Here is a 12293-nt window from a genome sequence, read left to right as displayed (position 1 = left end):
CCACTGTCGCGGAACAGTACTCTAAGGAAGCAAGAACGCGGACAGGTTGTCCGCGATCAAGATATTTGCACTCAATGGGGCAAAAGAGTCGGTTTAGTTGCTTGCCTGAGCGGAATTACTCCAGCTCAGCCATCAGTTTCACCAGGTGCTCAACCGCTTGCTGCTCATCTTCACCTTCAGCAGACAGTGTAACAACCGTACCCTGAGTCAGACCCAGGGTCTGCAGTTTGAACAGGCTTTTCGCGCTGGCAGATTTGCCATTGGAGGTCACAGTGATTTCTGACTGGAAAGCCTTAGCTTCTTTTACAAACTGAGCTGCAGGACGGGTATGAAGGCCGTTAGGTGCGGTAATGGTAACTTCTTGCTGGAACATTCTATTTCCCCAACTTTATCAGGTTTGGTGTTATGGATCTAAAGTCTAGCCTGGAGCCGTCACTTTAGCCTGTATAGGTGCGCTGGTATGGCATTAAGCTGACCAAAAAATGCGCTGAATAATGTGTGTCTTTCAGCAGCAGATCAAAAACTGTGCGAAAAGGTCACCTTGCTAAGTATGCCGTGATTCGCCGTTTCGCCAAATCAGTAATTCCATTCAGCTTGATCCACTTCAAAGCCAGATTAATTTCAGGCACCGAAATAATTGGGAGCTTAAATACCAGAGCCGCGTCATTGAAATCAATCTGTCTGGTGATAAAAGTGAGATCTGCGCCACAAAAAAGCACCCATTTGGGTGCTTTTTTCGTCGTTTTCAGACTAAGGCGTTTACTGCTGCAGCTCTTTTTCAGTGAACAGGTCGGCGAACAAAGCGGTACTTAAATAACGCTCGCCAGAGGAAGGCAGAATCACCACGATATTCTTGTTGGCGAATGCCTCATCTTCCTGCAGCTTCAGCGCAGCAGCCACTGCCGCACCTGAAGAGATACCGGCCAGAATGCCTTCTTCTTCCATCAGCTGACGCGCCGTGCTGATGGCTTCTTCGTTGGTGATGGCGACAACCCGATCAACCAGTTTCAGGTCAAGGTTGCCGGGGATGAAACCTGCGCCGATGCCTTGAATCTTATGCGGGCCCGGTTTGATCTCTTCGCCAGCGATAGCCTGAGCGATGACCGGAGAGTCAGTCGGCTCTACCGCTACGGTAATTAAGTCTTTTTTGCCTTTGGTGTTCTTGATGTAACGGCTCACGCCTGTCAGCGTGCCGCCGGTACCTACACCCGCAATGAACACATCTACTTCACCGTCTGTGTCTTCCCAGATTTCCGGGCCGGTAGTTTTCTCATGGATTTCCGGGTTAGCTGAATTACTGAATTGCTGTAGCAGCACAAATTTATCCGGATCGCCGGCGACAATTTCCTCGGCTTTGGCAATGGCACCTTTCATGCCTTTTGCGCCTTCGGTCAGCACCAGATTCGCGCCCAGTGCTTTCAGCAGCTTGCGACGTTCAACAGACATGGTCTCTGGCATGGTCAGCGTGAGCTTGTAACCACGGGCGGCGGCCACGTAAGCCAGTGCAATGCCAGTGTTACCGCTGGTTGGCTCGACCAGTTCAACGCCTGGCTTCAAAATTCCGCGCTTTTCTGCGTCCCAAATCATATTGGCACCGATACGGCATTTGACGCTGAAGCTCGGGTTACGCGATTCGACCTTCGCCAGGATCCGTCCATTACCGATGCGGTTCAGTCGAACCAGCGGCGTATGACCAATTGTCAGAGAGTTGTCTTCATAGATCTTACTCATAGCTCGTCCTTAACTGTATGAAATATTGGGAACCCTCAGAGCATACCTGTTCTTCCGGTGTGCGGAAGGAAAGAAATCGCATATCTATATAGCCCACAACCATAAGCCTTACGCAAAAATGCATAAGGCTTTTTGAAGCTTTAATGACGCGCATGCTGTAGGCGGTAGCGATCAACCCACATCGAGGTAGCGCCACATACGGCCACCGGCATGATGGCCAGGTTCAGAATCGGAATCATGGTGAACAAACTGACCAGCGCGCCAAATTGCATGTTCGCCGTTTTATGCTGACGTAACGCACTGCGCATCTGCTGAAAACTCACTTTGTGGTTATCAAACGGATAGTCGCAGTACTGCACCGATAGCATCCACGCGCTAAACAGAAACCATAATACCGGTGCCACCGTTTGTCCAAAACCGGGGATAAAGTAAAGCAGCAGCAATCCCAATGCGCGTGGTAAATAGTAGCCAAGCTTCTGTAATTCGCGCTTCATGATGCGCGGGATATCTTTAAACATCGCCACCCAACCGCTATCCGGCAGCGGGTGACCGGTGAGGCGGCCTTCCAGTTGCTCGGCCAGCAATCCACAAAAGGGGGCGGCAATCCAGTTCGCAATGGTGGAGAAGAAGTAGCTGAATACCAGCACAATCGATATGACGGAAAGCGGCCACAGCAAATAACTCAGCCACTGCAACCAATCAGGGATGTGCGACATCAAGGCCGGGATCCACTCTCCGAGCCGTTGAAACAGCCAGATAAAGGCGCCTCCCAGCAGAAAAATGTTCACCAGCAGAGGAATAATGACGTAACGACGAATGCCAGGCAGACGCACCAGTCTCCAGCCTTCGGCAAAGTAATGAATACCATTTAATGATGAGGGCGATTTCTCAACGGGCATAGCGAGCCTTTCTCCTTTATGTGGCGGCGCAAACATCATAACCTGGCTTTTTGTCGGTGGCAGGCGCACTTTGCGCGAAAAATCAGCAAAAAAGCGTGGGGCAGCTATCTTATTTGTCAGAAAATACTGCACAGACTTGCACTTGTGTAGCTGGGCAAATACAGTTAGAGGATAAAGTTTGCCGTGGTGGCAAGGTATTGGAACAACAGAGAATACAATGATGCAGGATTTGCGTCTGATATTAATCGTTGTTGGCGCGATCGCCATAATAGCGTTGCTACTTCACGGACTGTGGACCAGCCGTAAAGAGCGCTCTTCCGTGTTTCGCGATCGCCCGCACAAACGTCTGAAACAGCGCGAAGAAGCGGATGAAGATCTGCTGAGCGAAGAAGATGATGATGGTGTCGGCGAAGTGCGTGTCCGTCGCAATCGTGACGCGCATGTCGAACCCGAATTCGACGCACCTGTGACTAAGCCTGTCAGCGCGCCACGTGCGCCTGAACCTGCGCGTCAGCCGTTCCCGCGTCATGAAACTCCATTGATGGGCGATCCGCTGCTGGATGATGAGCCGGAAGTGCGCCAGCCTGCACCTGCGCCACAACCGCCGGTGGTTAAACCTGCGCCGCAGCCACAGCCTCAATCCGTTCAGGCCGATCCCTTACTGGATAACGAGCCACTTTCTGCCACGCAGCCTGCGCCTGAGTTCCAGGCCGCTGAAGAGCCTGAATACGAAGAAGAAGCGCCGGTCGCACACGATGAACCAAAACAGCCTGCTGCTTCTGCCCAGAGAAAAAATGAAGCGGTACTGGTGCTGCATGTTGCCGCTCACGCCGGTGGCGAACTGAACGGTGAAGCTCTGTTGCAGGGTATTCTGCAAGCGGGCTTCCAGTTTGGTGAGATGAATATTTTCCATCGTCACCTGAGTCCAGCGGGCAGCGGTCCTGTGCTGTTCAGTCTGGCGAACATGGTGAAACCGGGCTCCTTTAATCCCGACACCATGGGCGATTTCAGCACGCCAGGCATATCCATCTTTATGATGGTGCCGTCTTATGGCGATGCGAACCAAAACTTCAAGCTGATGCTGCAATCTGCCCAGCGAATTGCGGACGATGTCGGCGGGGTTGTGCTGGATGATGAGCGTCGCATGATGACGCCGCAGAAGCTGGAAACCTACAAAGCACGCATTCGCGAGGTTATCGGTTGATAGCCGCGAGAAAAATCAAATATTAACGAAATAACCCCCGCATGTCGGGGGTTTTTTATCGGATAAAACACTATGAAATCGGTTCAGGAGCAGATCACTGCGCTGCGCACCTCGTTACGTCACCATGAGTACCTCTATCACGTGATGGATACCCCGGAAATTCCGGATGCAGAATATGACCGACTGATGCAGCAACTGCGTGAACTGGAAGCGGCACACCCTGATCTCATTACCCCGGATTCGCCGACTCAGCGCGTGGGCGCAGCACCGCTGGCCGCTTTCGAACAGGTTCGCCACGAAGTGCCCATGCTGTCACTCGACAACACTTTCGATGAAGCCGGTTTCCTGGCCTTTAATAAACGCGTGCAGGATCGTCTGAAAAGCAGCGATGATTTGACCTACTGTTGTGAACTGAAGCTGGATGGTCTGGCGGTCAGCCTGTTGTATGAAGATGGGCTGCTGGTGCGTGCGGCGACACGCGGTGATGGCACCACGGGTGAGAATATTACCGCCAATGTGCGCACTATCCATGCCATTCCGCTGCGTCTGCACGGCGACAATATTCCTGCGCGTGTCGAAGTACGTGGTGAAGTCTTTATGACCGAAGCGGGTTTCGAAAAGCTCAATGAGGATGCACGCCGCACCGGCGCGAAGGTGTTTGCCAACCCGCGCAACGCCGCGGCAGGATCGCTACGTCAGCTCGATCCGCGCATTACCGCTAAACGTTCTCTGACTTTCTTCTGTTACGGTTTCGGCCTGCTGGAAGGCGGTGATATGCCCGCCAGTCACTGGCAGCGTCTGCAGCAATTTAAAGCCTGGGGCTTGCCGGTCAGTGACCGTATTCGCCTCGCGCATACGGCGGAAGAGGTGCTGGAGTTTTATCGTCAGGTTGAGCAAGACCGTCCGTCACTTGGATTCGATATTGACGGCGTGGTCATCAAGGTCGATTCGCAGGCGCTGCAGGAACAGTTAGGCTTTGTTGCTCGCGCCCCGCGCTGGGCCGTGGCCTTTAAATTCCCGGCGCAGGAACAGATGACCTTTGTGCGCGATGTTGAGTTTCAGGTGGGACGTACTGGCGCGATTACGCCCGTCGCTCGTCTGGAACCGGTGCAGGTGGCTGGCGTGGTGGTGAGTAATGCCACCTTACACAACGCGGATGAAATTGCGCGTCTTGGCCTGCGCATTGGCGACAAAGTGGTGATTCGTCGCGCCGGAGATGTGATTCCGCAGGTGGTCAACGTGGTGGAATCCGAACGTCCGGATGAGACCCGTGAAATCGTCTTCCCCAGCCATTGCCCGGTGTGTGGCTCGGATGTCGAGCGCGTGGAAGGCGAAGCCGTTACCCGTTGTACCGGTGGACTGATTTGTGGTGCCCAGCGTAAAGAGGCGCTCAAACATTTCGTTTCACGACGTGCGATGGATGTTGATGGCATGGGCGATAAAATCATCGATCAGCTGGTTGAAAAAGAGTACGTGCACACGCCTGCCGATCTGTTCCGTTTGACGGCGGGCAAGCTGACGGGGCTGGATCGCATGGGGCCGAAATCGGCACAAAATGTGGTGGATGCGCTGGAAAAAGCGAAGCTCACCACGCTCCCTCGTTTCCTGTATGCCCTTGGAATCCGTGAAGTCGGTGAAGCCACTGCGGCCAATCTGGCCAATCATTTTGGCGATCTTGAGAAGGTGATGAACGCCGATCTGGATGCGCTGATTGCGGTACAGGACGTGGGTAAAGTGGTGGCCGCGCATGTGCGCAACTTCATGGAAGAAGAGAGCAATCGCGAAGTGATCCGCGAGCTCAACGAAGAGGTGGGCGTGCATTGGCCGCAGCTGGAAGTGGTGAATATTGAAGAGATCGACAGTCCGTTTGCTGGCAAGACCGTGGTGCTGACCGGATCGCTGTCACAGATGAACCGCGATGATGCCAAAGAACGTTTAGTCGCGCTGGGCGCGAAAGTAAGCGGCAGCGTGTCGAAGAAAACAGACTTACTGATTGCTGGCGAAGCAGCGGGTTCCAAACTGGCGAAAGCGCAGGAGCTCGGTATACCCGTGATCGACGAAGCGGAAATGATTCGCCTGCTGGGAGCCTAACGTGGACAAACATCAGCTGGTTGAAATCGCCAATACCGCCATGCCATTCGGCAAGTATAAAGGCCGCATGCTGATTGATGTACCAGAAGAGTATCTGCTTTGGTTTGCGCGTAAAAACGAATTTCCGGCAGGGAAGTTGGGCGAGCTGATGCAGCTGACTTTAGCGATCAAAATTGAAGGATTGCAGGGGTTAGTTAAACCACTCAACCGCAGTGAATAACAAAATGGCCCGCCATCGCGGGCCATTTTACTTATGATTTCTGCACTTCAACTTGCTGTTGCGCCAGCCGCTTCTCATTGCCCGCTTTATAGCGTTGAGCGATGAAGGAGCAGACCATCAACTGCACCTGATGGAAGATCATCAGCGGCAGCACGATAATCCCCACGGAGCTGGCCGGGAACAGGATATTGGCCATCGGCACGCCATTGGCGAGACTCTTTTTCGAACCACAGAACAGCACCACGATTTCATCGGCGCGGCTGAAGCCAAACAGGCGCGAGGCACCCAGGTTAATCACCAGCGCGACAAACAGGATCAGCACGCTACCCGCCAGAATCCACAGCAGCGTATCCACACCCACGCGATGCCAGATACCGTTGACCACCGCTTCGCTGAACGCGGAGTAAACCACTAACAGAATTGAGGTCTGGTCGGTTTTACCAATCAGGCTGCGATGTTTTTCCACCCAACCGCCAATCCAACGACGGGACATATGACCGATCACAAAGGGCACCAGCAGTTGCAGCATGATTTTGCCAATCTGCTCCAGACCATTGCTCGGCGCATCGCTGTGCACGTTCATCACCAGATTCACCAGCAGCGGTGAGATGAATACGCCGAGCAAGCTGGAAGCAGAAGCGGCACAGACCGCAGCGGCCACATTACCCCCCGCCATGGAGGTGAACGCAATCGCAGACTGCACGGTGGCAGGCAGAATACACAGGTAAATGAAGCCAGTGTAAATCTCTGGGCCAACGTTCACCGGATGCCACCACACCAGCAGCAAGCCAAGAATCGGGAATACCACGAAGGTGCTGCACATAATCCACAGATGCAAACGCCAGTGGCTGCTGCCGGCTATGATTTTTTCGCGTGACAGCTTGGCGCCGTGCATAAAGAACAGCAGGGCGATGGCGGCAGTGGTCAGGTATTCAAAGAAATCGACAAACCCGCCTTTGGCCGGGATGAAGCTGGCCAACAGCACAGTGATGATGAGTTTGACCATCATCGGGTCGAGTCGTAAAAAGCCCATTGTTACAATCCGGTTAAAATAAAAAAGATGGTGCTGATTGTGCGCCAGCTGGGTTTAGAAATAAAATTGATTTATTGCATCAATCTATGAGCGATATCGATGAATTACACCTTACGTCAGTTACGCACCTTTGTGGCCGTGGCGCAGCAGGGCAGTTTTAGCCAGGCAGGGCAGGCGATTGGGCTCAGCCAGTCGGCGGTCAGCCACAGTATTAAAGAGCTGGAAGCGGAGATGGGCGTGCGTTTGCTGGACCGCACCACGCGCGAAGTGATGCTGACTGAAGCAGGGCATCAGCTGGCATCGCGCCTGGAGCGTTTGCTGGAGGAGTTAAACACCACGCTGCTGGATGTGCGCAGTTACGGCGAGCAGCGCAGTGGCACCGTACGTGTTGCCGCCAGCCAGACACCTTCGGCGAATCTGATGCCGCAATGTCTGGCGAGTAGCCAGCAACGTTATCCGGATATTCGCGTCATTCTGCACGATCGCGCACAGCAATCCGTACTACAAAGCGTTCGCAATGCGGAAGTCGATTTTGGCATTGTCATCGGGCCGTTAGGAGATGCCGATCTGGATTACGAAGCGATTTTGCAGGAGCCGTTTTTACTGTTGTGCCATGCGGATGATGAACTGGCCCGGGTTGAGCAAGCGGAGTGGACGATGCTGGCGGGGCGTAACCTGGTTTTGCAGGATTATGCTTCAGGAAGCCGTCTGCTGGTGGATGCAGCGCTGCAGCAGTTATCGATCCAGGTGCAGGTGGTACAGGAAATTGGCCATCCCGCCACGTTGTTCCCGATGGTGGAAGCAGGGATTGGCATCAGCATTTTACCTGCTCTGGCGTTACCGCTGCCGGCGGGGCGGAAACTGACGGTGCGACGCCTCTATCCGGAAATTCATCGAAATCTCATGCTGATTAAACGCAAAAACCGTTCCCTGACGCCAGCCGCGGAAGCGATTTGGCAGGAGGTGCGCCAACAAGCAGGCTTGCTGGCGCAACAACGTGCTCTCAAACCGGCGTTTTAAACGTAAACGTTGATTTGATTGGTGTCAGTTGGACGGTTGATGCCATCGGCTTTTTGAGCGCTGGTGGCACTTTCCGTGGTGGGTTGCTGGGCTTCCTGCTTCTGCTGTGCCTTTTCAGCTGCCTGCTGCTCAATTTGTGCAATTTGAGCTTCAACCATCTGAATTTGTGACTCCAGCATCTGCTCCTGTTCAGATTTTTGCTCATCTGTCAGGGTATCGTCGTTGGAAAGATCTTTGACTTGCTGAGTCAGGCTTTGAATCTGCTTATTCAGGCTGGCAATTTGTGACGTTGAACCGCCACCACTGCTCGCTGTACTGATACTGCTAACACTTGAGATAGTCGACATGGTTTTCTCCTTGCAATAGACCATTATCGTTATCGGCAAGGGGATAAAACGGCTTGAGCACACAAAGCGTTAAGTGTTTGCAAAGGTTTTGTTAGGGTGGGCAAATCGCAGATAGCAAAAAGGCGCCTTTAGGGCGCCTTTCTACATTGGTGGGTCGTGCAGGATTCGAACCTGCGACCAATTGATTAAAAGTCAACTGCTCTACCAACTGAGCTAACGACCCGAAGTGGTGGGCGATGACGGGCTCGAACCGCCGACCCCCTCCGTGTAAAGGAGATGCTCTACCAACTGAGCTAATCGCCCACTTCGGAACTGCTTAACAAGAGTGTCATCTGACTAAGATATGGTGGGCGATGACGGGCTCGAACCGCCGACCCCCTCCGTGTAAAGGAGATGCTCTACCAACTGAGCTAATCGCCCATATCTTACTCTTCAAACTCTTGTACACTGCGAGCCACTTTTAGAGTGGTGGGTGATGACGGGCTCGAACCGCCGACCCCCTCCGTGTAAAGGAGATGCTCTACCAACTGAGCTAATCACCCCCGCTGTGTGGAGTCGCATTATAGGGATCCTTCGAAGTGAGTCAACGCTTTTTAAAACATAAATGTGCGTTCGCTTTAAATTTAGGCAGCATGCCGCGCTTTTAGCCAATGTGCTGGTTTTATTAGCAGAAAAACGCACTTCAATCTGTGATGCCGCCGCGAGAGTCATTGAGGAAAGCGTCCCACCTGCTAGAATATGCGCACTGTTTTTTCGCGTTAACCCGTTTTTTTGTCATCCAGACAAAGAAACCTGCGCATCTAAGGCAATGCTGAATGAAAATCAAAACTCGCTTCGCACCCAGCCCAACGGGCTACCTGCATGTGGGCGGTGCCCGTACTGCTCTTTATTCCTGGCTTTATGCTCGCCATAACAAGGGCGAATTCGTTCTGCGTATCGAAGATACCGATCTGGAACGTTCAACGCCGGAAGCCATTGAAGCCATCATGGATGGCATGAACTGGCTAAACCTGCAGTGGGATGAAGGCCCGTACTATCAGACGAAGCGCTTTGATCGTTACAACGCCGTCATCGATGAGATGGTAGAAGCGGGTACCGCTTATAAATGCTATTGCTCTAAAGAGCGTTTAGACGCGCTGCGTGAAGAGCAGATGGCGAAAGGCGAGAAGCCACGTTATGACGGCCGCTGCCGTGACAGTCATGAACATCATGCGGCGGATGAGCCTTGCGTGGTCCGTTTCCGTAACCCGCAAGAGGGTTCGGTCATTTTTGACGACCAGATCCGTGGACCCATTGAGTTCAGTAACCAGGAGCTGGATGATCTGATCATCCGCCGCACCGATGGTTCACCAACCTACAACTTCTGTGTGGTGGTGGATGACTGGGATATGGGCATCACGCACGTGATCCGTGGTGAAGACCATATCAACAACACGCCACGCCAGATCAACATCCTTAAGGCGATTGGTGCAGAAGTGCCAACCTACGCGCACGTCTCGATGATCCTGGGTGATGACAGTAAGAAGCTGTCGAAACGCCATGGCGCAGTGGGTGTGATGCAGTACCGTGATGATGGCTATCTGCCGGAAGCGCTGCTCAACTATCTGGTGCGTTTGGGCTGGTCACATGGCGACCAGGAAATTTTCAGCGTGGCTGAGATGGCCGAGCTGTTTACCCTGGATGCTGTGAGTAAGTCTGCCAGTGCGTTTAACACCGAAAAACTGCAGTGGCTGAACCATCACTACATCAATACGCTGCCGCCGGAATACGTGGCAACGCAGCTGCAGTGGCACATCGAGCAGCAGAATATCGATACCCGCACCGGCCCGGAGTTGGCGAAACTGGTGACGCTGCTGGGTGAGCGTTGCAAAACACTGGTCGAGATTGCCGCTTCTTGCCGTTACTTCTATGAAGAGTTCGATGCTTTTGATGCCGATGCGGCGAAGAAACATTTACGCCCTGTTGCGCGTCAGCCACTGGAAGTGGTGCGTGACAAACTGGCTGCGCTGAGCGACAGCGAGTGGAATGCGGAGAATGTGCACAACGCGATTCAGGGGGCCGCCGATGCGCTCGAACTGGGTATGGGCAAAGTGGGCATGCCACTGCGCGTGGCGGTCACCGGTGCAGGTCAGTCTCCGGCACTGGATGTGACTGTCGAAGCGATTGGTCGCAGCCGCAGCGTAGCTCGCATCGAAAAAGCGCTGGCCTTTATTGCTGAGCGTGAAGCCCAGGCTTAATTGAGGTAGCGGCAGCCTGTAACGTTGCCGCTGCACTTATCGTGGGCATTAAAAAAGCCGGGAGCATGAGCGCCCGGCTTTTTTTAATCTTCTTTGATCCCTAGCCGTTCCAGCACACCACTTATCCCCTCGCGTAGCAACAATGCAGCCAGTTGATCTTGCTCAGCGGTTGTCATTTGCTGGACAGAATTTATTAATAACGCAGGTAACGTATTTTGTTGAGCACCGTAATTGGCCGCCGGCTCGGTCGCGTGGCGGGTAGACTGAACAAAGCTTTTTACACGCTCATCAATATGAATCAATCGCGCCTTACCACCCTGTACACCGGGCTTGGGCGTGGTTGTCCAGTTTTCGCGTTTGATCCATTTATTCACCGTTTGCCGACTGTAGCCCGTTTCCAGCGCGAGCTCCTCGGGGGTGAGCCATTCCTTTTTCACGATGCTGTCCCTGTTAAATACATTAGCTGTACATATTACAACAAAACGTAACGGGGAAAAGTAATCAGGCAGGAAAATGCCTCTTGTCTCATGACAAAAGGCATAAATCGGATATTAAGCTTCGCTGGTTTCAGCTTGTGCAGGACGGAAAGCAAGGAAATAGGTGAGGCCAACAAATATTGCACCGCCCACGCCGTTGCCAAGGAAGACGGCAATCACGTTTGGCGCAAAGTCTGCCCAGCTCATTTGTCCGGCAAAAATCGCGGCGGGCACAATAAACATGTTCGCCACCACGTGCTGGAAGCCAATCGCCACGAAGGCCATCACCGGGAACCACATGCCAAAGATTTTGCCGACCATATCTTTACTGGCAAAAGCTAACCACACAGCCAGACACACCAGCCAGTTGCAGCCAATACCTGAAATGAATGCGTGCTGGAAATCCGCATTCACTTTCGCGTGAGCAATCGCCACGGTCTTTTTCAGATAATCGCCTTCGGTCATACCGAGCATATGACCAAAGAACCAGGCGACTGCGATGCTGCCAATAAAGTTGGCAATCGTGACCCAGAACCAGTTGCGCAGCACACTCAAACCGCTGATGCGGCGGGCGAACCAGGCGATCGGTAAGGTCATCATGTTGCCAGTCAACAGTTCACCACCGGCCAGAACGGTCAGTATCAGGCCAACCGGAAACACCGCAGCGCCGAGGAAGCCGCCAAAGGAGCCCCATTCAGCAGGCAGCTGGTTGATAACATGCAGATCCAACAGAAAACCTGTGGCAATAAATGCACCGGCCATAAAACCAAGGATCAATAAGGTGGAAACAGGCAAACGGCTTTTAGCCACGCCTGCTTGAATCGCCAGTTGGGCGATCTCTTTCGGTGTATGCAGCGACATATTTCACTTTTCTTTTAATGAACAAGGGGAAAATGCTGGCCGATCAAAGAGTGATATACCCTGGAAGGTTGACCGGTTAATTAGCGCGCTAAGTTTTACACTTACCTGTAACGAACACAAGATTATTCCTAACATCTTTAACCCTGATTTAACCTTGGTTGCAGGGTGTTAAAT

12 protein-coding genes and 4 tRNA genes are annotated in these 12293 nt (G+C 53.0%); 5 read left to right on the top strand and 11 right to left on the bottom strand.

All coding sequences use genetic code 11. The features are described 5' to 3' along the window. Positions 1 to 115: 115 nt before the first annotated feature. The 3 genes from ptsH to cysZ form a co-directional block, all read right to left on the bottom strand. Positions 116 to 373, bottom strand: a complete 258-nt coding sequence (gene ptsH, locus VH86_RS00655; RefSeq protein ID WP_007889063.1) for a phosphocarrier protein Hpr — start codon at positions 371 to 373, stop codon at positions 116 to 118. 386 nt (positions 374 to 759) lie between these two features. Continuing rightward, entirely contained in the window at positions 760 to 1731 is a 972-nt protein-coding gene (cysK, locus tag VH86_RS00650; RefSeq protein WP_045831575.1) for a cysteine synthase A, read from the bottom strand. A gap of 140 nt (positions 1732 to 1871) precedes the next feature. Further along, positions 1872 to 2630, bottom strand: a complete 759-nt coding sequence (gene cysZ, locus VH86_RS00645) for a sulfate transporter CysZ (protein WP_045831574.1) — start codon at positions 2628 to 2630, stop codon at positions 1872 to 1874. A 217-nt stretch (positions 2631 to 2847) separates the two neighbouring features. Here cysZ and zipA point away from each other — a divergent pair, with 217 nt between their 5' ends. From zipA to VH86_RS00630, 3 genes are all read left to right on the top strand, one after another. Further along, positions 2848 to 3834 (top strand): cell division protein ZipA, encoded by a 987-nt coding sequence (gene zipA, locus VH86_RS00640; RefSeq protein ID WP_045831573.1) that lies wholly within the window; start codon positions 2848 to 2850, stop codon positions 3832 to 3834. Between the two features lie 72 nt (positions 3835 to 3906). After that, positions 3907 to 5925, top strand: a complete 2019-nt coding sequence (gene ligA / locus VH86_RS00635; RefSeq protein WP_045831572.1) for an NAD-dependent DNA ligase LigA — start codon at positions 3907 to 3909, stop codon at positions 5923 to 5925. 1 nt (position 5926) lies between these two features. Beyond that, positions 5927 to 6145 (top strand): DUF3820 family protein, encoded by a 219-nt coding sequence (locus VH86_RS00630; protein ID WP_045831571.1) that lies wholly within the window; start codon positions 5927 to 5929, stop codon positions 6143 to 6145. A gap of 31 nt (positions 6146 to 6176) precedes the next feature. On the opposite strand, the gene VH86_RS00625 is transcribed toward VH86_RS00630, so the two are convergent. Continuing rightward, on the bottom strand, positions 6177 to 7178 hold the full coding sequence (locus tag VH86_RS00625) for a bile acid:sodium symporter family protein (RefSeq protein WP_045831570.1): 1002 nt from the start codon (positions 7176 to 7178) through the stop codon (positions 6177 to 6179). Positions 7179 to 7277: 99 nt separating this feature from the next. On the opposite strand from VH86_RS00625, the gene VH86_RS00620 reads away from it, so the two are divergent. After that, positions 7278 to 8198 (top strand): LysR family transcriptional regulator, encoded by a 921-nt coding sequence (locus VH86_RS00620; protein ID WP_045816606.1) that lies wholly within the window; start codon positions 7278 to 7280, stop codon positions 8196 to 8198. On the opposite strand, the gene VH86_RS00615 is transcribed toward VH86_RS00620, so the two are convergent. From VH86_RS00615 to VH86_RS00595, 5 genes are all read right to left on the bottom strand, one after another. Continuing rightward, on the bottom strand, positions 8195 to 8545 hold the full coding sequence (locus VH86_RS00615; RefSeq protein ID WP_034825893.1) for a FlxA-like family protein: 351 nt from the start codon (positions 8543 to 8545) through the stop codon (positions 8195 to 8197). The genes VH86_RS00620 and VH86_RS00615 overlap by 4 nt on opposite strands. A gap of 147 nt (positions 8546 to 8692) precedes the next feature. Next, positions 8693 to 8768, bottom strand: a tRNA-Lys gene (locus VH86_RS00610). A gap of 4 nt (positions 8769 to 8772) precedes the next feature. Then, positions 8773 to 8848 (bottom strand) — tRNA-Val (locus VH86_RS00605). 41 nt (positions 8849 to 8889) lie between these two features. Beyond that, positions 8890 to 8965 (bottom strand) — tRNA-Val (locus VH86_RS00600). 46 nt (positions 8966 to 9011) lie between these two features. Continuing rightward, positions 9012 to 9087 (bottom strand) — tRNA-Val (locus VH86_RS00595). Between the two features lie 273 nt (positions 9088 to 9360). Between VH86_RS00595 and gltX the strand changes: the two genes are divergently transcribed. After that, complete coding sequence (gene gltX, locus VH86_RS00590; protein ID WP_045831569.1) at positions 9361 to 10782, top strand: glutamate--tRNA ligase; 1422 nt, start codon at positions 9361 to 9363, stop codon at positions 10780 to 10782. Positions 10783 to 10865: 83 nt separating this feature from the next. Here the strand turns inward: gltX and VH86_RS00585 are convergent, their stop codons facing one another. Together VH86_RS00585 and VH86_RS00580 are read right to left on the bottom strand one after the other, a co-directional pair. Next, positions 10866 to 11219 carry a YfeC-like transcriptional regulator gene (locus VH86_RS00585; RefSeq protein WP_034825897.1) on the bottom strand — a complete coding sequence of 118 codons (354 nt, stop codon included), beginning with the start codon at positions 11217 to 11219 and terminating at the stop codon, positions 10866 to 10868. A gap of 114 nt (positions 11220 to 11333) precedes the next feature. After that, entirely contained in the window at positions 11334 to 12119 is a 786-nt protein-coding gene (locus VH86_RS00580; RefSeq protein WP_045831568.1) for a formate/nitrite transporter family protein, read from the bottom strand. Positions 12120 to 12293: the final 174 nt, after the last annotated feature.

The organism is Pantoea sp. BL1 (assembly GCF_000963985.1).
GTDB lineage: Bacteria > Pseudomonadota > Gammaproteobacteria > Enterobacterales > Enterobacteriaceae > Pantoea > Pantoea rwandensis_B.
This window is presented reverse-complemented; position numbering and strand designations above follow the sequence as displayed.

Coding starts and splice junctions, on each gene's coding strand:
- cysZ (WP_045831574.1), bottom strand. CDS start 2,630: ATGCCCGTTGAGAAATCGCCCTCATCATTAAATGGTATTCATTACTTT.
- VH86_RS00620 (WP_045816606.1), top strand. CDS start 7,278: ATGAATTACACCTTACGTCAGTTACGCACCTTTGTGGCCGTGGCGCAG.
- VH86_RS00580 (WP_045831568.1), bottom strand. CDS start 12,119: ATGTCGCTGCATACACCGAAAGAGATCGCCCAACTGGCGATTCAAGCA.
- zipA (WP_045831573.1), top strand. CDS start 2,848: ATGATGCAGGATTTGCGTCTGATATTAATCGTTGTTGGCGCGATCGCC.
- VH86_RS00625 (WP_045831570.1), bottom strand. CDS start 7,178: ATGGGCTTTTTACGACTCGACCCGATGATGGTCAAACTCATCATCACT.
- ligA (WP_045831572.1), top strand. CDS start 3,907: ATGAAATCGGTTCAGGAGCAGATCACTGCGCTGCGCACCTCGTTACGT.
- ptsH (WP_007889063.1), bottom strand. CDS start 373: ATGTTCCAGCAAGAAGTTACCATTACCGCACCTAACGGCCTTCATACC.
- cysK (WP_045831575.1), bottom strand. CDS start 1,731: ATGAGTAAGATCTATGAAGACAACTCTCTGACAATTGGTCATACGCCG.
- VH86_RS00615 (WP_034825893.1), bottom strand. CDS start 8,545: ATGTCGACTATCTCAAGTGTTAGCAGTATCAGTACAGCGAGCAGTGGT.
- gltX (WP_045831569.1), top strand. CDS start 9,361: ATGAAAATCAAAACTCGCTTCGCACCCAGCCCAACGGGCTACCTGCAT.